Below are 21602 nucleotides of genomic sequence, written 5' to 3'. Positions count from 1 at the left end.
AATGATTCAGATATTATAATATTCATAGTTAATCATTATATTTATTTGTTTTAAGGTTGTAATATACCTAGAGCTATCTTGCAGCTTATTCGCCAGAATCAGTAACAGCATGGCAGTTAAATTTCACAGTTTATTTTATTGAAATGAATCATCGGACATTCACTTTTTTATACATATTTTTGGATATTAATTTAACATTATCCATTCTTTCTTTTAATCAAAAACTTCTTTTATCAGAACCATCATTAGCCTCTAATGTCACTCTCTTATTTTAACCACATAAACCAAATTTATCAGAAGAGGTTTTGATACTGATAAATTATTATTGATAATTTTTTATTATTTTTTAGTAAATTGTTTTACAAAAAAGTAAATTTAATGTGATTTTTTTATCAAAAATTCATTAAGAATTATCTAAAACATGTCCATTAAGTACGTCATAAAGCAGGCTTATGTCACTTTATTTTTTCAATTCTTTATGCGATCATGCCTTAAGCAAAGGACTAACTCATATAAATAATGTGTACATACTATTATCAATTGGACGATAGTAAATTTTAGAAATAAATAGAAGGATTTCATTGTGATGATAGCCAACAGTAAAAGCAATTCCCCGGATAGCACTAGTTTGCCTAATATAAATGAAGAAACAAATACATTTGCACAAAGGCTACGTTTTGTTATTGGAAAGCAATCGATGACAACTTTTGCTGAAATGTGTCAACTTTCAGAAAGTGCCATAAGAAAATATGTTCGTGGTGACTCTGAACCGACTCTACAAAATTTACTTATTATTGCTAAAGTGGGGAATGTCTCAGTGTCATGGCTAGCAACTGGTGAAGATCCTGCTGATACAAATACTAACAGCTATACATTAAATGATAATATCAGCGGTAACTTTACAGCAGCCAGCTCAACTAATAATTACCTCATCAATGAAGTTGACTTCAATAGTCTGCTTGATAAAGAGAATCCTCCCAAAACTTTAGGTCAATGGTCACTAAGTAAAAACTGGTTACGCAAAGAAAAACTACTGAATGAAAATCTATTTATGACCACGATTTCTGGTGACAGTTCAAATGGTTTGTTAACTCATGGTGATATTGCTTTAATCAATATCAAACCATGGTTTGGAGCACTTGAAGGTATTTTTGTTGTTGCTTTAAACAACACATTACTAATTAAACGTATTCAATACGATCCTATTGAAAATGGTTATCATATATAGTGACAATCCGTTATATAAAGATTATTTAATTCAATTAAATAGTCAGGTTAAGTTTGAAATTATTGCTAAAGTGGAATATATCTTAACTATTGCAGCTTAAAGACTTCATTTTAAAGTAAAAAGCCTTCTGTTCAGAAGGCTTTTTTATATAACTAAATTACTGGCTTTCCCTAATTTTCTCACCATTTTTATTCAAAAATAGATATTTATCATATCCAAGTAGCAAGAAATAACCTTTCTCATAAGGAACAAGCACATTATGCTGATAAAGTTTATGAGTATCCATTGTTGCCAGTAAAGTAAAATTGAGCTTTTCATCGCCTCTGAACGTCCATTTCACTTCACCCGTATTCGGATCCAGACTTTGCAGATTATATACTGCATTAGGTGCCGCATTAAGTTTAGTACGTATAATTAATGTATCTTTATCAGTATAAACCACACCCGGATTAAAGTAGCTACGATCTGGGGTCAGATCTTTAGTTTCATGCACGGGCCCTTCCTGCCACTGGAAGTTTATTTTATAAGGAGCACCGTCTTTACCTGGGAAGCTAAAACCGAACTTATCTTTATCTGAAATATTCTTAGTGTCATAAACCACTTTGATCAGACGAGTTACATCTTTTGCAGAATCTTTAGCAAAGATATAAGATGTTCTGGTGTAGATCTCATCACTCTCATTACGCGCTTTATCTAACTGGCTAAACTTCGTTCTGATTTCAGTACCAAATGCATCATAAACCTGATCTGCCAGAGGATAATAGTAGTACTCTTTACCATTGTTGGTCATTAAATATAGACTGTCTTCATAGCCCCACGGCGCAAGATTAATCGTAGCAAAGCCTGAACTAAACTCACTATGATTACCAAAAATAGTATTGGTTACGTCAGTAAATTCAAATGTTTCCTGATCCAGTTTAAAGACTTTATTTTGCCCCAGAGTTAAATACACATTACCATCAGCAAACTGACGATAATCCCAGTCTTCATAAGTACTGGTATATTGTTTAGTTCCTGCTGCTTTAATCTGTTGCTCTTTTACTATCTGTTTTGCTGGATCAATAATAGAGAGATCTTTCACCTCAAAATAGTAGCCATTTAATGTATCGCCAGATCTGTCATATGTCCGATAGTGCAAACTCAGTAATAAAATATTATTATTTTTAGTCACCATTGGATAATACATATACTGATTTACACGATATTTATTTGGCTTAGGTTCAGGCGTTGGCACAGGAGTCGGTGTCACTGTTGGTCTGGTAACTGGCGGCTGTGTGACGACAACTGTGCGTACCGGAGGCTTACTGCTTGAGAATAAACTGCTAATAATAAAACTAGCAATAACTAATACCGATACAATAGAACCTACAATATATAACGGATTTTTCGCATAATCAGAAAACTCTTTTTTGGATGAGTCATCTGTTTTATGATTAATATTAATATTTACATCATCATTATCTAAAAAATAATCTGTCTGACAGTTCTCACAATGGTAGAGGTCTTTATCTAGTTTGGTTTTTTCAACACTACCACAATGTGGGCATTTAATTGCTTTAATTTGTTTAGCCATATATCAATAAAATAGAACGGGTTAAATGTGGCGACATTATAGCATAATCTTAATTGATTATTATCTACTTCTACCTCAGAAATATAAAAGACCTTTGAACTGAGTATAAATTAACTATAGCTTAGCATTCTTAGCCAGCTCAATTAAACGAGGATAAAACTGGAAGAATAACTGTTCCAGTGCATCATAATGCAAAGTAAAATCGGTAAAAGAATCTTTTAATGCAGAAAGTTTTGGTCGGCGTTTTGCCATGCTACTCAATGTGTCATCAATCGCTTCAATATGACGATACTCTTCCAGCCAGTTTTCTCGCCATAGTGCTGACATAAAACGCTGAAAACTCTCCGGCATCATACTAAAGTCAGGCAGAATTTGTTGTCTTGCCGCTTCACTAAATTCAGTAACAGTACTATTTTTCATAAACTGAGACCAATGTTTAGATAAAAAATGATCCCACACGACATCTAGTGTAATAAATGCTACCCGTTGATTCTCTGTTGCAAACAGTGATTTAGCTTGTCTGACCTCAGGAATATTATCAATCATGGCATCAATACGACGGTGCATCATAATGCCATCAGCAATCACTGTATGATATTGTTGATATGGATTACCTTTGACAAAATCAGCAACCACATTACCAACTAAAGAACTTTGCGCTAAAGTGGCTAAATGAAGATGAGCAAGAACATTCATATCGATTCTCAGTTATGGAAATGGAATAAATTGGTATATAATACGCCGTTACTTTAACATTAAAATAGCTACGCTAAATAGAATTTATCAAAGAAAAAGGTATTGTCATGGGATTTAAATGTGGGATTGTTGGATTGCCTAATGTTGGAAAATCAACACTATTTAATGCACTAACCAAAGCGGGTATTGAAGCTGCTAACTTTCCTTTCTGTACCATAGAACCAAATACTGGTGTTGTACCAATGCCTGATCCACGATTAGATCAGCTGGCTGAAATTATCAAACCACAACGCGTAGTTCCAACAACGATGGAGTTTGTGGATATTGCAGGTTTGGTTAAAGGTGCATCAAAAGGTGAGGGTCTGGGTAATCAGTTCTTATCTAATATTCGTGAAACAGAAGCGATCGGCCATGTTGTGCGCTGTTTTGAAAATGAAAATATCATTCACGTTGCGGGTAAAATCGATCCAGCAGAAGATATCGATATCATTAACACAGAACTGGCACTTGCCGATCTTGAAACATGTGAGCGTGCTATTTTACGCGTACAGAAGAAAGCAAAAGGTGGCGATAAAGACGCTAAGTTTGAGCAATCTGTTCTGGAAAAATGTCTGCCACAACTTGAGAATGCGGGTATGCTCCGCTCACTTGGTTTAGACAAAGAAGAACTAGCCGCAATCAAATACTTAAGTTTCCTGACATTAAAACCAACTATGTACATTGCCAACGTCAATGAAGATGGTTTTGAAAATAACCCTTATTTAGATCGCGTCAGAGAAATCGCAAAAAATGAAGGTGCGGTTGTTGTTCCTGTCTGTGCAGCCGTTGAATCTGATATTGCTGAATTGGAAGATGATGAACGTGCAGAATTTATGGCTGAACTGGGACTTGAAGAACCCGGACTAAACCGTGTGATTCGTGCCGGATATCAGTTACTAAATCTGCAAACCTATTTCACCGCTGGTGTAAAAGAAGTTCGTGCCTGGACTATCTCTGTTGGTGATACTGCACCACAAGCTGCCGGTAAAATTCATACCGATTTTGAAAAAGGCTTTATTCGTGCTCAAACTATCGCATTTGATGATTTCATCAAATACAAAGGTGAACAAGGTGCTAAAGAAGCGGGCAAAATGCGCTCAGAAGGAAAAGATTATATCGTTAAAGATGGCGATGTGATGAACTTCTTATTTAATGTCTAACCCACATTAAAAATCATATAAAAAAGGGCTTATGTAAGCCCTTTTTTATATTCAGAGGAAATGATTATTTTTGACTCTCACTCGCATACATAGCTAACACCTGCTCTTCCGTATACTCTTCGGTCTTATCAGCCAGGCTGTAATACGCCGGTTTTTTATCAATAAAGACCTGACTATCAAAGTGAATATTTTCAACATCATCTAAAATCCAGGCGGAAATAGAATAGATGTCCTGCCCTTTTATTTTATACAACAAATGAGAGCCACAATGTTTGCAAAACGAACGTTCCGCCCAGTCAGAAGAGTTATAAGTAGAGACATACTCCTTACCTTTTAACGCAATCAGACCTTCATGGAAATAGCCGAATAGAGGGCCACCACCCCATTTACGACAGGTATTACAATGACAGGCATGTAAGCCGGTATTATTTAAAGTAACAGTAATAGCGACTTTACCGCACAAACAACTTCCTTTTGACTCTTTTGCCATTCTTTTGCCCTCTTGCTATGACGATAAATGTATATCAACTGTAATAGACTATACCTGACATTCAGTGTCAGTCATAAAACTTAAGCTAAATATACCTTAAATTTATTCGTTTGTACCAAAACCTGATGACGTCCAAAAGCCCGGTCAAGTAAATCAGGATATGGTAAAAAGCTATTTGCCACTAAACAGATTTTACCATTGATGGTCAGATGTTTTTTGGCATCCCGGATCAAAGACTCAACTGCTGTATAATTCGTTTCACGTCCGTCATGAAAAGGTGGATTTGAAATAATTAAATCAAACTTCCCTTCTACATGAGAGAATACATCACTGGCGATAATACTACCGGTTAATCCATTAGCTTTGAGCGTTGCTTCACTCGCTGCCAGCGCAGCGGCACTAACATCGGTAAGTGTTAAAGTGACATCTTGATGAGCTGTACCAATTACAGAAGCAAGTACACCAGCCCCGCAACCTAAATCGAGAATCTGACCTCGAATAATCTCTGGTTTTTCCTGTAAAGCACTTAAAAGTAATTCGCTTCCAACATCCAGATGCTGAGCACTGAACACTCCAGGTAAACTTTTAATCGTAACATCATCAATCTGATATGTTTGCCACCACTCTTTAAGATCAAAGGCCAGACGGCTTTCTGCTTCAAAATGATATAAGCTACAGCGACGTGCAGTATCCACTTTTTGAATTCGACCAAAATCAGCCAGCATCGTTTCAACACTGCGCACACCAGACCGATTTTCACCTACAATAAAAACCCGGCTACCTTTAGAGAGCTGGTTTAATAACGCAGATAACTGAAACTGAGCTTCAGCTTTGCTTTTTGGCCAGTAATAAATCAAAGTATCAGTGTCATTAAAGAGATCAGCCACAGGCAATAACCCAAAGCGAATATTCTCACCCAGCTTTTTATGTAATCCCTGATAATAATGGAACTGAGTAGTATGTACTTTTACTGCTTTAGCAGTAAGGTAAGCAGGAAAATCATCCTGTAAATCACCAGCAAACAGAACTTTACTGTCCGTAAACTCTTCTAAATGACGCTCAATGACCTGACTGGCAGGGGTTGTTGCTGAATTCATGATATTTTCCTAAAATAGTCTTTCTAAAATCTGATGCTGATTATACAATCTTACCTTATGAATAAGCTAATATTATCCAATATGAATCATCGTGACTGGTATCTTGAACAACTTGGTATTACCCAATATACCGTGCGCAGACCTGCGTCTTTAATGGGAGAAGTAGCAATTACACTGACTCCTGAGATTCGTTTACTCACAGTATCTGCTGAGTCGACTGAAGAAAAGATCTTTGATGATATTCTAAAAGCCATTCGCCTGACCAGACAAAATGTCCTCACTTTAAAGCCGGAGCAACTGATTATGCTACCGGAACAGTTTAATGCCGTTGTCTGGTTTATTAATCAGCCATTACCAGAAAGCTGGCCTGCTGGTGGTTCTGTTAACAACAGACCAACCATTAAAACACTCTCTTTATCAGCACTGGCTAAATCACCTAAAGATAAACGTCAACTCTGGCAAGAACTCTGTCAATATGAACACTATTTCCATACTGAACAAAGCTGATCTTCCTGCTGCGTTTAAAATCGGGCAAGCCGCTCATGCTTTTCCGTGGAGCTGGCAAAACTTTGAGTCCAATCAGGGTGAGCGCTACCTCAATTTAAAAATTGAGCGTGACGGGCAAATCGTTGGTTTTCTGATTACGCAAGTCGTGCTGGATGAAGCAAATCTATTTAATATTGCTATCGACCCAGCGTTTCAAAAACAGGGGCTGGCAACAGAACTTCTCAATCACCTGATAGAAGAGTTGGCTGCGCGTAATGTAGTGACACTCTGGCTTGAAGTCCGCGCTTCAAATACAGCAGCAATTAACTTATATAACCAGTTAGGCTTTAATGAGATAACTATCAGAACTAACTATTATCCGGCAAAAAATAATCAGCGGGAAGATGCAATTATTATGGCTTATACCTTAAGTTTTTAGTGAGTCATTTTAAATATTAATCTAACAATTCTAACGATAAAGAGGCAACTTATGACGTCACCAGAAAAAAAAGCAATTTTATTTGTTAACGGTGAAGCCTCTTTCCCTCAAAACTTAACTTCTTATAACATTATTGCCTGTACTGATGGTGCTTATCACAATTATCTGCAAGATTCAGGTATCCTGCCCGATTTTTTAATTGGTGATCTGGACAGTATTCACGACAAACCTATCGATCCTCGCGTTACTATTATTCCAACACCCGCTCAGGATAAAACTGATTTTGAAAAATCCTTGCTCTTTTTAATGGACAAGGGAATATCTCGCATCGATATCTATGGTGCCTCCGGTAAATCAAGCGATCACTTTTTAGGTAATCTGTCTGTCGCTTTGCAATATAAAGATTCACTACAACTGACTTTTTATGATAATTACACGCAGTTTTTCTTTGCTTCACCTCAAATGCAGTTCAATAATGTGAAGGGAAAGACTATTTCTCTGATTCCTTTTGGAGAGGTTTTTGGGCTGACTCTGACCGGATTTGAGTATCCTCTTACTAAGGCAGATTTAAAACTGGGTGGCTTAACCAGTTTGCGCAACAAGGCAAAGGACGATTTAGTCAGCATTTCTTTTGAGAAAGGGAACCTGATAGTATTTATTACTAAATAAACTAAATAATCTGTGAATTTATTCTCATTATTACTTTTAACAAATTGACTTTCTGACTGGCTTAAAGTATCTTTACAAACTCAGCGAAAACTGCGTACTATTCCTTGTTCTATCAGATAAAAAAGGATGTTTATCATGCCCAAGAAACTTGTTACTTTAATATGCTTATCACTTCTCAGCCAGACGTCCATAGCTGCGGTAGGCAATTCAACAAATACTGTATTAAATACATTCACAAATTGTGATCACACTTTCTTTCAGCACTTAGCACAAACTCAGGATGAGATTAAAGATGCTGTTGGCGTAATCACAACCGAAGAAATTGGCTACATTGCCCCGGATAAAGAAAATCATACTGTCCAATTTAAAAAGCCGGTAACTTTTAATGGATTGACTCTGATTGGTTATCAGGATATTCACGTTAAAACCGCCCTGCTTGGTGATTACTATTACTGGGGATTTGTTATTCAGGAGAATATGGACACGGTTAAGCAACAACTGAATACTCTGCAATGGCAACAATACTCAAGTTCTGCTTATGTCGCAAATACTGAAATCCTTGATACACAAGCCGATTCACCGACATGGGCACCAAATCCTTATGTTATTGATGGTATTGCTCCAAGAGCACACACTGTCGAAAAGTCACTATCTTTAGAGAAACAGCCCGATGGGACTAGCATTCTTTCCTGTTCATTACAAGGTGATGTCAGCGAGACGGTTCTTGCAATGTACCGCCCTGATCTAAAATTAAAGCAACTTCAATTTCTACAAGATATTGAATTAACTCCGGAACAAAATACGACAGAGTTATTAGAAGAGAATAGTTAATATGAATAAATTATCCTTTTTACCTTTATTATTGCTTTCATTTGGTGCGGTAAGTAGTAATGTTTCCTCTGTGACAACAAGCCCGGTCTTAAATGATCCAAGAGTTCCTTCGCTATTTTTACCTATGCAAAAATCAACTTTTGGTGAATCTACAACTTATACTTATATTGATCGTTCTTCAGTTCAATTACATCAATATAATACGAGAATTCGTCAATTTTCTGAAATTGTTAACTATGTACCGGGACAAGAGATTATTTCTAATAATAAAACTCAGTCTTATCAATCGCTGGTTACTGCCTACTATGTCAACTGCAATAAAATGGAATTAGGAAAAGGCACTATTCATGCCTATCAGGATCTATTTGGTGAAGGTCAGCTACTTTATACTAACGATGCACCTAAACGCTGGGAAGTTCTCGACAAAAATACACCGCGCTATAACTTCTTTAAAATAGCCTGCGATCTCCCGCTTAATAACAAAAAATAATGGTATTACTCAGTCTAATTTAATCGATAAAGTAGACTGAGTTTTCCTCTTGCCAATTTCCCTGTATAGTATTTAACATATCTGCCTGTCAAATAATGTTGGACGAATTATGAATAACAATGAATTTTATCAATTGAGCGAACAGCTCATGACCGATCTGGAATCAATACTTGATGCGTATATGGACAAAAATGACGTTGATATTGATTATGAAACCCATGGCAATGTTCTGACAATTAGCTTTGAGAATAACAGTAAAATCATCCTTAATACTCAGGAACCATTACATCAAATCTGGCTGGCAACACGCAAACAAGGTTATCATTTTGACTACGTGGATGGGCAATGGGTATGTACCCGAAGTGGTGCGACATTAATGAATATTTTAAATGCTGCTCTGGATGACCAAAGCCGTTAATAATCAAGATATTAGATAAAAAGAGATGCAATAAAATCAATTTTATAACCTGTTGATTTTATTGCATTTTTATTTTATTTGGCTGATTTATCACTACGTGATAGACCTACCGTTCCTGAACGGGCGACTTCAATCACATCACACGTTTCACGAATTGCCGCCAGGAAAGATTCCAGCTTACTGCTGGTGCCAGCAAGTTGCACGATATATTGAGTTGCCGTAACATCCACAATTGAGCCACGGAAAATATCCGCACAACGCTTAACTTCATCACGTGCTGCTGAGCCCTTGGCTGACACTTTAACTAACATAATTTCACGCTCAACATGCGGACCTTCTGTTAAGTCCGTTACACGGAATACATCAACAAGTTTATGCAGTTGCTTTTGGATTTGCTCAAGAACGTGCGCATCACCGGATGTTTTAATCGTCATGCGTGACATAGTGGCATCTTCTGTTGGTGCCACTGTCAGTGATTCAATATTAAAACCACGTTGTGAAAACAGACCAACAACACGTGACAATGCACCGGCTTCATTTTCAATTAGAATGGATAAGATATTATACATATTAGGTTCTCTCCGTCTTACTTAACCACATTTCGCTCATTGAACCACCGCGAATCTGCATTGGATAAACGTGTTCTGTCGGGTCAGTCATGACATCAACAAACACTAAACGATTCTTAATTTTTAAGGCTTCTTTTAGCTTCTTCTCAAGCTCTGAACGTTTGGTAATAGAAATCCCGACATGGCCATATGCTTCTGCTATTTGTGCAAACTTAGGCAGAGATTCCATATATGAACTGGAGTGACGACCTGAATAAATCATATCCTGCCACTGTTTCACCATACCAAGGAAACCATTGTTCAGATTTAAAATGATAACTGGTAAACCGTATTGAAGTGCAGTAGACAGTTCCTGAATATTCATCTGAATACTACCATCACCCGTGATACATACCACAGTTTTGTCTGGATGAGCTAATTTAATCCCTAGCGCCGCCGGCAAACCAAAGCCCATCGTACCAAGACCACCAGATGTAACAAAGTGACGCGGTTTATCAAATGGATAATATAAAGCAGCAAACATCTGGTGCTGACCAACATCAGTCGCAATATAAGCATCGCCTTTAGTTAAGCGGTAAAGTGCTTCAATCGCTTCTTGTGGCTTAATATTTTCACCTTCTTGAGCATAGGATAAACATTTACGCGCACGCCAGTGTTCGATCTGTTTCCACCAGTCGATAATCGCTTCAACGTCACGAGTCACTGTTTCTGTTTTTAAATGTTCAAGCATCGCTTCAAGTACACTTTTCGCATCACCAACCACAGGAACAGTAACAGGAACAGTTTTAGAGATCGACGTTGGATCAATATCAACATGCACCACTTTCGCATTAGGACAATACTTCGCCAGATTATTAGTGGTACGATCATCAAAACGCACACCCACAGCAAAAATGACATCGGCATTGTGCATCGCCATATTAGCTTCATACACACCATGCATACCCAGCATACCTAAGGACTGTTTATGCGTTCCCGGGAAAGCGCTTAAGCCCATCAGTGAACTGGCTACAGGCAGATCTAACTTCTCAGCAAACTGCTTAAGTTGCTCGCTGGCATTAGCACAAATCACACCACCACCAACATATAACACTGGCTTCTTAGCACTAGTCAGTAGTTTTAGCGCTTTCTTAATTTGCCCCTTATGGCCCTGCAGAGTCGGATTATAAGAACGCAGAGAAACGGTTTCAGGATAATGATAAGCAAATTTATGTGCCGGATTTAAAATGTCTTTTGGCAGATCAACAACCACCGGACCTGGACGGCCAGTCGAAGCAATATAAAACGCTTTCTTAATTGTCTCTGGAATATCCTGAGCATTTCTGACTAAGAAGCTATGCTTAACTACCGGGCGGGTAATCCCGATCATGTCACATTCCTGGAAGGCATCATTACCAATCAGATTGGTTGCTACCTGACCAGATAGCACCACCATCGGTACAGAATCCATATACGCAGTTGCAATACCGGTAATGGTATTAGTTGCGCCCGGACCAGATGTCACAAGTACGACACCAACTTCTCCGGTTGAACGTGCAAAGCCATCAGCCATATGTACAGCTGCCTGCTCATGGCGAACGAGAATATGTTCGATACCACCTAAAGTATGGAGTGCATCATAGATATCCAGCACACTACCGCCCGGATAACCAAACACTTGTTTTACACCCTGATCTATCAAGGATTGCACTACCATCTCGGCGCCTGATAATTTCGCCATGTTTACCTCCGCTAAACAGATTTTATAACTATTTGATTTTATTAAAAATTTTAATATGATAATTTAATGAAAATAATCACACATTTAAATATAACCAGAGATCATTACTATCTCTTTTATTGACTTACCATTTCATTAAATTCAGGCAATAACTTAGAATTATATCGTTGAATTTGATTTTATGAATAAATTATAGAGATATATTTCGTGATTAAAATCACAAAATTTAGGTTTATTGATATACTCTAATTAATAATTTACTATTTCTCTATCAAAATCTTTAAAAATACTGATTTAGCGAACTCAATTATGCAAATTTGGATCGATGCCGATGCCTGCCCAAACGGAATTAAAGAAATTCTGTTTCGGGCGGCAGATCGTAAAAAAATTATCACTACACTGGTGGCGAATCAGCCACTTAAAATTCCGCCCTCTCCTTTTATTAAAATGCGCTGCGTACCAAAAGGGTTTGATGTTGCTGATAACGAGATTGTGGAGCAGGTTCAGGCTGGTGATTTAGTCATTACTTCTGACATCCCTCTTGCCTCAGATGTGCTAAACAAACAGGCTAACGTCTTAACACCACGTGGCGAAAGATATACGCTGGATACCATTAAAGAACGTCTGGTAATGCGTGACTTTATGGAAACCATGCGAGCCAGTGGCGTTCAATCTGGTGGGCCGGCAGCCTTGTCTAATAAAGATAAAGAGCGCTTTGCAAATCAGTTAGGACAATTAATTTAAACTTGTTATATTGATATAATGAACTAAAACGGATGAAACACTATGTATAAAATTTACGGTATCAAAAATTGTGACACTATGAAAAAAGCCCTTAACTGGTTAAACGATAACAAAGTAGAGTTTGAATTTCACAATTATAAAACAGAGGGTTTATCTCCGGAATTATTACAATCTTTTATCGATCTGGTTGGCTGGCAGCCGCTACTGAATACTAAAGGGACTACATGGCGTAAGCTGGATGAGGCAACACGCCAGTCAATTGATAATGAAGTCTCAGCTAAAGCGTTGATGCTGGAAAATACCTCAATCATTAAGCGTCCTCTATTAGTCAAAGGTAAAAAAGCCCTGCTTGGTTTTAGTACAGATGGCTATCAACAATTTATTAAGGACATGAAGTAATGCGTGATCCAGTTATTGAGCTAACCAAACAGCTTATTCAGAGAAAGTCGATTAGCCCGACCGATCAAGGTTGTCAGCAGTTGATTATCGATCGTCTGACACCGCTTGGTTTCACTTTTGAGCCTATGCAATTTGGTGAGACACTTAATTTGTGGGCTTATCATGGTAATCCTGATGAACCGACTCTGGTCTTTGCCGGTCATACTGATGTGGTACCAGCTGGTAATGAAAATAGCTGGGTTTACCCTCCTTTTGAGCCAACCATTGATGAACACGGTATGTTATATGGTCGTGGTGCTGCCGATATGAAAGGTGGCTTAGCTGCCATGGTTTGCGCTGCTGAAAACTTTGTGAAACAAAATCCAAATCATAAAGGCCGCGTGGCATTCTTAATTACCGCTGATGAAGAAGCCGCAGCAACAGATGGTACTGTAAAAGTAGTTGAAGCCTTAATGGCACGCAAAGAGCGCGTCGATTATTGTATCGTTGGTGAACCATCAAGTAGCAAGCTATGTGGTGATCAGATTAAGAATGGTCGCAGAGGTTCTTTAACCGCCAATTTAGTAGTACACGGAGTACAGGGACACGTTGCCTATCCGCATCTGGCAGACAATCCGGTACATCGTTTTGCACCCGCGTTAGCTGAACTGGTCGCAACCGAGTGGGATCAGGGCAACCAATATTTTCCGGCAACAACCATGCAGGTAGCAAATATTAATGGTGGTACTGGTGCAGAAAATGTTGTTCCGGGTGAGCTGAGTGTACAGTTTAACTTTCGTTATAGCAGTGAGCTGACCGATGATGTGATTCGCCAGCGTGTGACTGCTTTGTTGGATAAGTATCAGCTTCGTTATAGTTTAAGCTGGCGCTTGTCTGGTAAGCCGTTTTTAACCCCACAAGGGACATTAACGGATGTGACCGCTGAAGCAATTAAGAAGTTTACCAGTTTAACTACCGAGCTTTCCACCAGCGGTGGTACTTCAGATGGTCGCTTTATCGCTTTGATGGGCTGTCAAATTATTGAGCTTGGTCCGCTAAATGCCACTATTCATAAAGTGAATGAGTGCGTGAGTTGTGCAGATTTAAAAACACTGGTGAATATTTATCAGCGTATTTTAAATAATATTTTAAATCGCGGTCAGGTTAGTTAGTGCCTTTAGAAGGAGCTTAAGATGGAGTGGCTAAAAGAGTACTGGTGGATAATAATTCCTCTTCTTTTACTTGGAGTTATTTTAAATGGCATTAAGGATTTAAAAAAACTGAGTTTTAAGGAGTATCTGGAAAAGAAAAAAGGCATTAAACCTATTCCGTATGACGATGATGAAGAGGATGACTGGAAGAAGAAGTAACTTCTTGGGTTTGAGTATAAATTAACTTTGGGGTTTAGAGCGGCGTGCGCCGCTCTGGCGCAATAATTTTCTGAGGATAATCTCAGATTCTGTGGGCTTGACGGCCTACCGCACCCCATAGGCGCCCGCTCGAGGACTCGCTAAGACCTATGAGGTACGCTCTCCGTCAAGTTCAACGTCTTCATATGAGTTTTTTAGACTATCTGCATGACTCCATCGTAAACTCATTCGCTGTTATTTTCTTTTTTAACTTATCAGCGCGACTTCGTCGCGCAACTCTCTAATTTAAATTTCAACACTATTCCAACATTAAGGTTATTTTAAGGTTACTTATTTAAGCTATATACACACAACTTAAATAAGGATAAATTATGTTGGCTCAACTCAATTCAGAATTATTTCTTTTTATTAATGCCGCGCAAAATGCCAACGTCTGGATGATTCAGTTTGCTATTTTCTGTGCGAATTATTTAGTCTATTTTTGTTCTGCCTTTACCCTTTTTTGCTGGCTACGTTTGCCTCAATATCGTGAAGTTATTGTCAAAATCACCCTGACTATTGGTTTTACCCTTCTGATTGCCAGCCTGATGCGTATGGCTGTTTCTAGTCCAAGACCATTTGTGGAGCACATCGGTACTAATTTCCTGCGCCACTCTGCAACTAACTCTTTACCTAGTCAGCATGCCAGCTTTATTTTTGCCATGCTGTTTGCCATGGTTTTTAATCGTCCACTACCAACTTCTGTTCGTTATAAATCCGTTCTCGGACTTATGATCTTAATTGCAGGTCTTGTTGGCTGGAGCCGTATCTATCTTGGTGTTCACTGGCCAAAAGATATTTTAGCTGCCGGTATGATTAGTCTTGCTTGTGCCTGCTTTATTGCCAAAAGCTGGAACAAAATCGAGAAGCCGCTTATGCATAGTCTGCTCAAAGTTTACCGTTCGTTATTTTCCCCTATTATTAAGCTAGGTTTAATTAAATACTAAGAAGTGAAAAAACAATAATGAATAAAATTAAAGCATTTTTAAATCGTCATCAAATTAGCAGTTCACTACTGATTTTTTTAATTGCAGGGTATCAAGCCACTATCCTTAATCTGGCTTATTACAAACAAATTTTATTACGCTTGGATATCGGTATTTTCAATAATGCGCTGTTCTTCTTTACTATGCCATTGGTTATCTTTTGCGTTATCACCATTGTATTGAACTTCTTTATTTTTCCACGCCTGATTAAACTGGTCGGCATGATTTTTATTTTAGTCGGCGCGCCTCTGACTTATTTTATGTCGACATTTAGTATCATGATTGACAGAGAAATGATACAAAACGTTCTGGATACCAATCAGGCAGAAAGCGCTGCATTACTTACACCAACATTAATAGGATATATCTTCTTTTTAGGTGTAATCCCGGCTATTTTGGTGTTACTGATTAAAATCAAACCGGTAAAAAACTGGGGATTTTATCTTCTGCGTCGTTTCATTTCTATTGCGCTGGCAGTAGGTGTCATCTTAATTATTGCTGCCTTCTTCTATAAAGATTATGCCGCCTTTATGCGTAATAATCATGGTGTAATAAAATACATCACACCATCTAATTATATTGCTGCAACCTACAATCAATATGATTACCAAAAAACCAAAAACTTACCCTTTATTACGATTGGGGAAGATGTCACTAAAAAGCCACTTCCTGCCAGTGAGAAAAAGACCTTAATGTTTTTAGTGTTGGGTGAGACATCCCGCGCGCAAAACTTCTCTTTAAATGGTTATGAAAAACAGACCAATCCACTGTTGTCACAACGACAAGATATTATCTATTTTAAAGATACCTCTTCATGTGGTACTGCAACGGCTTACTCTTTGCCATGTATGTTTTCTAATATGCCAAGAGTCGACTATGATGGTAAGTTAGCTAACAGGCAATCTAATGTGCTGGATATGTTGAAACAAGCTCAGGTAAATGTATTATGGCGCGACAATGATGGCGGTTGTAAAGGAGTTTGCGATCGGATTGAATATGAAGACATGACCGCTAAGAATAATCCTAAATATTGTCAAAACGGTGTTTGTTATGATGATACCCTTTTTGATGGTTTAGAAGATAAAATTACCACCCAAAGCAAACAAGATAATCTGATTATTCTACATACCATTGGTAGTCACGGTCCTACTTATTATCAGCGTTATCCGGATGAATTTAAACGTTTTACCCCAACTTGCGATACTAACGAGATCAACAATTGTGATGAGCAGTCACTAGTAAATACTTACGACAACACCATTGTTTATGTTGATTATATCGTCAATAAGACCATTGAATTTGCTAAACAGTATCAGGATGAATATAACGTGGTCGTGATGTATATGTCAGATCATGGTGAATCACTGGGAGAAAATGGTATCTATCTACATAGCATGCCTTATTCTGTGGCACCGGAAGGCCAAACCACTGTCCCGTTTTTACTCTGGTTTTCTGAAGGTTATCAGAAACAATATGCTCTTAATAACCAGTGTTTAGAAAAATTATCACAAGAAAAGCAATTTTCTCAGGATAATGTCTTCCATTCTTTGCTGGGAATTTTTAATATGGACACATCTGAATATCAAAAATCATTAGATATTTTACAAACCTGCCAATCTATTCAGGAATAATAGAATGAAAATACTGGTTGTTGAAGACGATAACTTATTACAAAAAGGACTTTTAAAGGGCATAACAAATGAAGGCTATGCCTGTGAAATTGCAGGTACAGGGCAAGAAGCCACACAACTCGTTGATTATACCCAGTACAGTTTGATTGTACTGGATTTAGGTTTACCTGATTGCGATGGTTTACAGCTTTTACAACAGTGGCGGAAAAATAAGATACAGACGCCCATACTGATTTTGACTGCCAGAGATACGATTGAAGATCGGGTCGAAGGTTTAGATTTTGGTGCTGATGACTATTTAGTGAAACCTTTTGCCTTATCAGAACTTCTGGCCAGAATCCGGGCTCTAATTCGCCGTGATCAGGGTGCAACGGATAATATTCTCTTGATTGGTAATCTGAAGATTAATCTGAAGAACCAGCAAGTGTGGCAAAATGATAACGAAATATTTTTGACTCCAAAAGAATTTGCTATTCTGTCACGATTAGCACTCAAGTCAGGTGAAAAAGTTCATCGTGACGTGCTACAAAATGATTTATATGACTGGCAAAGCGATCCTAACTCAAATGTGCTGGAAGTTTATATGCACAGCTTACGTCAAAAAATTGGCAAACAATATATTCAAACCATTCGTGGTTATGGTTATAGATTAACATTCGAATAATAGAACAACTATGAAATCACTATCAAAAGCACGCTATAGTATTCGCTGGAACTTATTCTTCCTGCTGGCAGTAATCATGTTTATCAGCCAGACGATCACCGTCCTCTGGCTTTGGCATGAAAGTAAGGAACAGATTGCGGCTTTAGTTGATCTCACCCTCACACCAGAAACAATTGATGAAATTATTCATCGGGAAGAGCTGGAAGCGATTTTTGCCCTATTCTTGTCTACTTTTACCATGATGGCCGTTACGCTATTTTTATCCTATAAAGCGATTAAATGGATTGTAAAACCGCTGGAAACACTAAAACATGAACTAGTCCAGCGCACTGCAGATAATTTAACCCCAATGACTAACACCAGTAAAATGAATGAGATTCAGTCTATTTCATTATCGCTCAATGATCTGTTCCTGCGTTTAAGTGATACGCTGCAACAGGAGCGTTTATTTACGGCTGATGTTGCCCATGAACTGCGTACTCCTTTAGCTGGGATTCGTCTGCACTTAGAGCTTATGGAAAAAGCTTATAACGTTGATGCTAAAGAGCTGATTGAACGTATCGACCGCCTGGTCAGCACTGTTGAACAATTATTACTGCTGGCCAGAGCCAGTCAAAAGTTTACTGTCGGTGAATATCAAAAGATTCATTTTGAGCACGACGTTGCCATTCCTCTGTTTGATGAGTTATTTGAACTGACCCAGCAAAAAGATCAGCAGCTAGTCTGGCAGATTCCGGACAAACAGATCTCTTTTGATGGTGATGCAATACTTATTCGTTTACTCATCCGTAACTTAGTAGAAAATGCTTATCGTTATAGCCCGTCAGAAAGCACGATTACCGTCAGCTGTATTCATCATGAGCAAGGTATTATGATTGAAGTGAAAGATGAAGGTACTGGGATTGATGAAAGTAAAGCAGAGCTGTTACAACAAGCTTTCTTTCGCATGGACAGGCGTCATAAAGGTATTGGGCTTGGACTCAGTATTGTTAACCGTATCACCAAATTACATCATGGTCAGTTCTTTATTAAAAACCGCCATGATGGTCATTCAGGCACGATTGCTCAGTTTGTTAATTATCCGGCAGAGGAAGTTAACAGCGAGGTTAAAAACGACTCTTCTGAGCACTGATCCGCTCAGCTATTTGGTCCTCATAAACCTGCTGACGGTAACGATCGACCCAAAGTGCTGTTGAACCACACACTGCCACCGGCATAATAATCAGATTAAATACCGGAATCATAGTAAACAGGCTGACCAGCGCACCAAAAGAGAGGTTGTCAGCTTTATCTTGTTTTAGCATTTCACGCATGCGTGAAAAACTCACTTTATGATTATCAAATGCGTAGTCAGCATACTGAATATTAATCATCCATGCAGTAAAAATAAACCAGATAATTGGCGCTACTGTCTGACCAAATACCGGAATCCAGTACAAGAAGAACAGCGGAATCGCCCATAAAATATAATAGATCAGTTTATATACTTCACGCTTCAAAATACGTGGAATATCTTTAACTAAACTCCAGATCCCGGTATCTGGTGCCGGCTGCTGCGTCAAATAGGCTTCAACCTGCTCAGCTAAAAGTCCGTTAAATGGTGCGGCAATAATATTGGTAATAGTGCTAAAGAAGTAACAGAAGAAGATCGCCATCGTTACCACTACAATAAGGGTCACAATATAACTCAGCCACTGCAACCAGCTGGGAACATAATGCATACCTAAATCCATTAAGGTGGAAATATGGGCAAACAGCCACCAAAACAGCAGTGACATCACGACAATATTTGCCAGCATCGGTAATATCACAAAGCGAGTAATTCCGGGTTTTTGAATCAACTTCCAGCCGAGTACAAAGTAATCAATACCTGTTTTTCTTTCCATTTAATTAAATTCTACCTTCTATAATCTGTAAAATCTGCCCGGCTTCCCGGCGCATTGCTTGAATCAGCTCATTCTTACCCGTTAAGTGAAAAAGTGCAATCACTTGTTGTTCTGTTTTTTTCTCTTTCAATAATAGACAAAGCACCGGCGCATATTGTGATAAAACCTCTGCCAGCTCTGACGTATTGATTAAACGACACAGCATCGCATAACTGCCTTCCAGAGGACGAAAAGCAGCAGCAAAGCCAGAAAGTAATTCAATATCCTGCTGATCAAGCTTTTGATTTGTATCGATTTCAATAGGTAAACTGAGCTCGATAATATCCCGTTGCCAAAACCAGTTACGAGCAAGATTTTGAGCCAATTTTTGCTGCAAACCATCCCCTGCTGGTGTTAACGGATAAATAGCCATGGCCGCGTAACAACCGCTACTCGCCTCTTTATGACTACCAATATGCACTACAGTAAATCCACAAGCTGTCCAAAACTCTTCCATCTCTGTTGTATAAGCAAAGCTGACAGAGACAAAGTCACATAAATACTCCTGTGCCAGTTGAATATGCTGCCTGATAAGATGTTTTGCAATACCCTGTCGACGATATTCTTCTGTAACAGCAATACGATTAACCCGCCATGATTTTAGCTCGGCTGCCAACTGCACTCCGGCATGAGCAGCAAGTGACTGAGCCACCAGATTACCTTTTGGTCTTCTTATCCCTGCCCAGACCGCCTGAGCAAGTTCTGGAGACAATCCACCCTCAGCAATAGAGAGAATAACGCCTACAGTCTGCGCACTATTTGCTGTGCTGATATGAATGTTCCCGGCATCCAGTAAACGACGTAAATCAACTGGTGACGTACGATAATGAGCCTGTTTAAGCAATTGATAAATCTGAGTTAAATTTGGCTGACTGGCAATCAAATCACCCTGCTTAAGATAATTATAACCTATTGATTTAATTGAAGATTTATTATGTAACTCTTTGTTTTGATTAAAGTTATTCATAAGTAAACTATCAACAAAGTGTTCCAGAGAATCATCATCTGACCAACGCATCGGCGCCTGTAGTGTTAACCATGCATAATCTTGCTTAAGCTGAGGCAAAAGTTTTAGAACAAATCCCTGCCCAGTCCCTTCATATCCATCAATGGTTGTAGTCAGAAGCACTTTTGATCCCAATGTAATCAGAGATAATAAGAGAGGGAGCGGAATCATGGCAGCTTCATCAATAATCAACCACTCTGGTTTCTCACTAAGCCCATGAAATTCATTGATCAGGCAATCCGGTGCAAAAAATGGTGTACCCGGCTTAGCAAATTCGTGCAAAGTACCCGTTGCCTGACGATTAGGAGCGGTAATCCAGCAGAATTTTTGCCAGGTAAAGAGTCCGGCTAAGGCAGACTTTCCTCGCCCTCTTTTCGCAGTTAATATCACAGCGGGTTTATTAGTGACCTTTAACAGGTCAAGGATCTGTTGCTGTTCAGCTGAAGGAGTTAGCCTACCCAAATTCTGCGCTGACACACTTTGGTTGTTTTGCTGAACCTGAGTAATCAGTTGAAGAATATCTGCAGAACCGGACGGAATAACCAAAGTTTGCGTACAGGCAATAATTTGCTGTAAATAAGTATAGAAATTAGGTGTCTGAATCGGTTCTGGTGACTCATTCCAGCGTAGACTATCAATATCAGCGCATTGAGCTGGATTCTCAGGTAGTAGCAGCAGACAGACACTCCCGGCAGATAAAGTGCCCGCTAAAATAACAAAAGCGTCTAAATTAAAGCCTTCTGTAGCATCAAAAATAGCGTGTTTAAATTCCTGCCCAAGTAACTTTTTTGCTTGCTCTGGTGATAAAACATTAGGTAAGGAGCTTTGATAAGAAAGTGTAATCCAGTCACCAGTAATGTGGCTTATAAAAGCACGGCAGTCAGCATAAAGGCGGGATGGCTGACCTTGTAATATAATCAATTGCCGATTTAAAGCGTGAGCTGGCAGGTTCAT

24 protein-coding genes are annotated in these 21602 nt (G+C 38.6%); 16 read left to right on the top strand and 8 right to left on the bottom strand.

Annotation, left to right across the window (positions count from 1 at the left end; translation table 11 throughout):
* Positions 1-586 precede the first annotated feature (586 nt).
* Complete coding sequence (locus IPMB12_RS09815; protein ID WP_228720420.1) at positions 587-1228, top strand: XRE family transcriptional regulator; 642 nt, start codon at positions 587-589, stop codon at positions 1226-1228.
* 157 nt (positions 1229-1385) lie between these two features.
* Here the strand turns inward: IPMB12_RS09815 and IPMB12_RS09810 are convergent, their stop codons facing one another.
* Positions 1386-2801 (bottom strand): hypothetical protein, encoded by a 1416-nt coding sequence (locus IPMB12_RS09810; RefSeq protein WP_166917245.1) that lies wholly within the window; start codon positions 2799-2801, stop codon positions 1386-1388.
* Between the two features lie 114 nt (positions 2802-2915).
* Complete coding sequence (locus IPMB12_RS09805; RefSeq protein ID WP_166917243.1) at positions 2916-3497, bottom strand: acyl carrier protein phosphodiesterase; 582 nt, start codon at positions 3495-3497, stop codon at positions 2916-2918.
* A gap of 107 nt (positions 3498-3604) precedes the next feature.
* Between IPMB12_RS09805 and ychF the strand changes: the two genes are divergently transcribed.
* Positions 3605-4696, top strand: coding sequence for a redox-regulated ATPase YchF (ychF, locus tag IPMB12_RS09800; protein WP_166917241.1), 1092 nt, complete (start codon positions 3605-3607; stop codon positions 4694-4696).
* Positions 4697-4760: 64 nt separating this feature from the next.
* Here the strand turns inward: ychF and IPMB12_RS09795 are convergent, their stop codons facing one another.
* Positions 4761-5186 (bottom strand): GFA family protein, encoded by a 426-nt coding sequence (locus IPMB12_RS09795; RefSeq protein WP_166917239.1) that lies wholly within the window; start codon positions 5184-5186, stop codon positions 4761-4763.
* 80 nt (positions 5187-5266) lie between these two features.
* A complete protein-coding gene (gene rsmC, locus IPMB12_RS09790) occupies positions 5267-6283 on the bottom strand; it encodes a 16S rRNA (guanine(1207)-N(2))-methyltransferase RsmC (protein WP_166917237.1) in 1017 nt (338 codons plus the stop codon).
* A gap of 57 nt (positions 6284-6340) precedes the next feature.
* Here rsmC and IPMB12_RS09785 point away from each other — a divergent pair, with 57 nt between their 5' ends.
* From IPMB12_RS09785 to cyaY, 6 genes are all read left to right on the top strand, one after another.
* Positions 6341-6790: a DNA polymerase III subunit psi gene (locus tag IPMB12_RS09785; RefSeq protein WP_166917235.1), complete on the top strand. Its 450-nt coding sequence runs from the start codon at positions 6341-6343 to the stop codon at positions 6788-6790.
* Positions 6759-7208, top strand: coding sequence for a ribosomal protein S18-alanine N-acetyltransferase (gene rimI / locus IPMB12_RS09780; RefSeq protein WP_166917233.1), 450 nt, complete (start codon positions 6759-6761; stop codon positions 7206-7208). Before IPMB12_RS09785 ends, rimI begins: the two co-directional genes overlap by 32 nt.
* A gap of 51 nt (positions 7209-7259) precedes the next feature.
* Positions 7260-7877, top strand: a complete 618-nt coding sequence (locus IPMB12_RS09775) for a thiamine diphosphokinase (RefSeq protein ID WP_166917231.1) — start codon at positions 7260-7262, stop codon at positions 7875-7877.
* Between the two features lie 135 nt (positions 7878-8012).
* Positions 8013-8708, top strand: coding sequence for a hypothetical protein (locus IPMB12_RS09770; protein ID WP_166917229.1), 696 nt, complete (start codon positions 8013-8015; stop codon positions 8706-8708).
* Between the two features lies 1 nt (position 8709).
* Positions 8710-9198 (top strand): surface-adhesin E family protein, encoded by a 489-nt coding sequence (locus IPMB12_RS09765; protein WP_166917227.1) that lies wholly within the window; start codon positions 8710-8712, stop codon positions 9196-9198.
* 109 nt (positions 9199-9307) lie between these two features.
* Positions 9308-9616: an iron donor protein CyaY gene (gene cyaY, locus IPMB12_RS09760; protein ID WP_166917224.1), complete on the top strand. Its 309-nt coding sequence runs from the start codon at positions 9308-9310 to the stop codon at positions 9614-9616.
* 74 nt (positions 9617-9690) lie between these two features.
* On the opposite strand, the gene ilvN is transcribed toward cyaY, so the two are convergent.
* Both ilvN and ilvI read right to left on the bottom strand, forming a co-directional pair.
* Positions 9691-10185, bottom strand: coding sequence for an acetolactate synthase small subunit (gene ilvN / locus IPMB12_RS09755; RefSeq protein WP_166917222.1), 495 nt, complete (start codon positions 10183-10185; stop codon positions 9691-9693).
* A 1-nt stretch (position 10186) separates the two neighbouring features.
* Positions 10187-11905 (bottom strand): acetolactate synthase 3 large subunit, encoded by a 1719-nt coding sequence (gene ilvI, locus IPMB12_RS09750; protein ID WP_166917219.1) that lies wholly within the window; start codon positions 11903-11905, stop codon positions 10187-10189.
* A gap of 309 nt (positions 11906-12214) precedes the next feature.
* Between ilvI and IPMB12_RS09745 the strand changes: the two genes are divergently transcribed.
* From IPMB12_RS09745 to pmrB, 8 genes are all read left to right on the top strand, one after another.
* Positions 12215-12649, top strand: a complete 435-nt coding sequence (locus IPMB12_RS09745) for a YaiI/YqxD family protein (RefSeq protein ID WP_166917217.1) — start codon at positions 12215-12217, stop codon at positions 12647-12649.
* 42 nt (positions 12650-12691) lie between these two features.
* Positions 12692-13048 (top strand): ArsC family reductase, encoded by a 357-nt coding sequence (locus IPMB12_RS09740; RefSeq protein WP_166917215.1) that lies wholly within the window; start codon positions 12692-12694, stop codon positions 13046-13048.
* Positions 13048-14199, top strand: a complete 1152-nt coding sequence (gene dapE / locus IPMB12_RS09735; protein WP_166917212.1) for a succinyl-diaminopimelate desuccinylase — start codon at positions 13048-13050, stop codon at positions 14197-14199. Before IPMB12_RS09740 ends, dapE begins: the two co-directional genes overlap by 1 nt.
* Before the next feature lie 21 nt (positions 14200-14220).
* The gene (locus IPMB12_RS09730; protein ID WP_166917210.1) at positions 14221-14397 is read left to right on the top strand and encodes a YpfN family protein; all 177 of its coding nucleotides are present in this window, start codon (positions 14221-14223) and stop codon (positions 14395-14397) included.
* 371 nt (positions 14398-14768) lie between these two features.
* Positions 14769-15383 carry a phosphatase PAP2 family protein gene (locus tag IPMB12_RS09725; RefSeq protein ID WP_166917208.1) on the top strand — a complete coding sequence of 205 codons (615 nt, stop codon included), beginning with the start codon at positions 14769-14771 and terminating at the stop codon, positions 15381-15383.
* A gap of 17 nt (positions 15384-15400) precedes the next feature.
* Entirely contained in the window at positions 15401-17053 is a 1653-nt protein-coding gene (gene eptA / locus IPMB12_RS09720; RefSeq protein WP_166917206.1) for a phosphoethanolamine transferase EptA, read from the top strand.
* A 4-nt stretch (positions 17054-17057) separates the two neighbouring features.
* A complete protein-coding gene (pmrA, locus tag IPMB12_RS09715) occupies positions 17058-17717 on the top strand; it encodes a two-component system response regulator PmrA (RefSeq protein WP_166917204.1) in 660 nt (219 codons plus the stop codon).
* Positions 17718-17727: 10 nt separating this feature from the next.
* Positions 17728-18849 (top strand): two-component system sensor histidine kinase PmrB, encoded by a 1122-nt coding sequence (gene pmrB / locus IPMB12_RS09710; protein ID WP_166917202.1) that lies wholly within the window; start codon positions 17728-17730, stop codon positions 18847-18849.
* Here pmrB and cysZ read toward each other — a convergent pair.
* Both cysZ and IPMB12_RS09700 read right to left on the bottom strand, forming a co-directional pair.
* Positions 18824-19603: a sulfate transporter CysZ gene (gene cysZ / locus IPMB12_RS09705; RefSeq protein ID WP_166917200.1), complete on the bottom strand. Its 780-nt coding sequence runs from the start codon at positions 19601-19603 to the stop codon at positions 18824-18826. The genes pmrB and cysZ overlap by 26 nt on opposite strands.
* A 4-nt stretch (positions 19604-19607) precedes the next feature.
* Positions 19608-21602 (bottom strand): GNAT family N-acetyltransferase, encoded by a 1995-nt coding sequence (locus tag IPMB12_RS09700; RefSeq protein ID WP_166917198.1) that lies wholly within the window; start codon positions 21600-21602, stop codon positions 19608-19610.

The sequence above is a fragment of the Zophobihabitans entericus genome, assembly GCF_011745665.1.
In the GTDB taxonomy this organism is placed as follows: Bacteria; Pseudomonadota; Gammaproteobacteria; order Enterobacterales; family Orbaceae; genus Zophobihabitans; species Zophobihabitans entericus.
The sequence above is the reverse complement of the archived record's forward strand: the minus strand, read 5'-3'. Positions and strand labels throughout refer to the sequence as shown.

What these genes read in the sequence shown, in the direction of transcription:
- IPMB12_RS09815 (WP_228720420.1), top strand. Translation starts at nt 587, where the DNA reads ATGATAGCCAACAGTAAAAGCAATTCCCCGGATAGCACTAGTTTGCCT.
- IPMB12_RS09810 (WP_166917245.1), bottom strand. Translation starts at nt 2,801, where the DNA reads ATGGCTAAACAAATTAAAGCAATTAAATGCCCACATTGTGGTAGTGTT.
- IPMB12_RS09805 (WP_166917243.1), bottom strand. Translation starts at nt 3,497, where the DNA reads ATGAATGTTCTTGCTCATCTTCATTTAGCCACTTTAGCGCAAAGTTCT.
- ychF (WP_166917241.1), top strand. Translation starts at nt 3,605, where the DNA reads ATGGGATTTAAATGTGGGATTGTTGGATTGCCTAATGTTGGAAAATCA.
- IPMB12_RS09795 (WP_166917239.1), bottom strand. Translation starts at nt 5,186, where the DNA reads ATGGCAAAAGAGTCAAAAGGAAGTTGTTTGTGCGGTAAAGTCGCTATT.
- rsmC (WP_166917237.1), bottom strand. Translation starts at nt 6,283, where the DNA reads ATGAATTCAGCAACAACCCCTGCCAGTCAGGTCATTGAGCGTCATTTA.
- IPMB12_RS09785 (WP_166917235.1), top strand. Translation starts at nt 6,341, where the DNA reads ATGAATAAGCTAATATTATCCAATATGAATCATCGTGACTGGTATCTT.
- rimI (WP_166917233.1), top strand. Translation starts at nt 6,759, where the DNA reads ATGAACACTATTTCCATACTGAACAAAGCTGATCTTCCTGCTGCGTTT.
- IPMB12_RS09775 (WP_166917231.1), top strand. Translation starts at nt 7,260, where the DNA reads ATGACGTCACCAGAAAAAAAAGCAATTTTATTTGTTAACGGTGAAGCC.
- IPMB12_RS09770 (WP_166917229.1), top strand. Translation starts at nt 8,013, where the DNA reads ATGCCCAAGAAACTTGTTACTTTAATATGCTTATCACTTCTCAGCCAG.
- IPMB12_RS09765 (WP_166917227.1), top strand. Translation starts at nt 8,710, where the DNA reads ATGAATAAATTATCCTTTTTACCTTTATTATTGCTTTCATTTGGTGCG.
- cyaY (WP_166917224.1), top strand. Translation starts at nt 9,308, where the DNA reads ATGAATAACAATGAATTTTATCAATTGAGCGAACAGCTCATGACCGAT.
- ilvN (WP_166917222.1), bottom strand. Translation starts at nt 10,185, where the DNA reads ATGTATAATATCTTATCCATTCTAATTGAAAATGAAGCCGGTGCATTG.
- ilvI (WP_166917219.1), bottom strand. Translation starts at nt 11,905, where the DNA reads ATGGCGAAATTATCAGGCGCCGAGATGGTAGTGCAATCCTTGATAGAT.
- IPMB12_RS09745 (WP_166917217.1), top strand. Translation starts at nt 12,215, where the DNA reads ATGCAAATTTGGATCGATGCCGATGCCTGCCCAAACGGAATTAAAGAA.
- IPMB12_RS09740 (WP_166917215.1), top strand. Translation starts at nt 12,692, where the DNA reads ATGTATAAAATTTACGGTATCAAAAATTGTGACACTATGAAAAAAGCC.
- dapE (WP_166917212.1), top strand. Translation starts at nt 13,048, where the DNA reads ATGCGTGATCCAGTTATTGAGCTAACCAAACAGCTTATTCAGAGAAAG.
- IPMB12_RS09730 (WP_166917210.1), top strand. Translation starts at nt 14,221, where the DNA reads ATGGAGTGGCTAAAAGAGTACTGGTGGATAATAATTCCTCTTCTTTTA.
- IPMB12_RS09725 (WP_166917208.1), top strand. Translation starts at nt 14,769, where the DNA reads ATGTTGGCTCAACTCAATTCAGAATTATTTCTTTTTATTAATGCCGCG.
- eptA (WP_166917206.1), top strand. Translation starts at nt 15,401, where the DNA reads ATGAATAAAATTAAAGCATTTTTAAATCGTCATCAAATTAGCAGTTCA.
- pmrA (WP_166917204.1), top strand. Translation starts at nt 17,058, where the DNA reads ATGAAAATACTGGTTGTTGAAGACGATAACTTATTACAAAAAGGACTT.
- pmrB (WP_166917202.1), top strand. Translation starts at nt 17,728, where the DNA reads ATGAAATCACTATCAAAAGCACGCTATAGTATTCGCTGGAACTTATTC.
- cysZ (WP_166917200.1), bottom strand. Translation starts at nt 19,603, where the DNA reads ATGGAAAGAAAAACAGGTATTGATTACTTTGTACTCGGCTGGAAGTTG.
- IPMB12_RS09700 (WP_166917198.1), bottom strand. Translation starts at nt 21,602, where the DNA reads ATGAACCTGCCAGCTCACGCTTTAAATCGGCAATTGATTATATTACAA.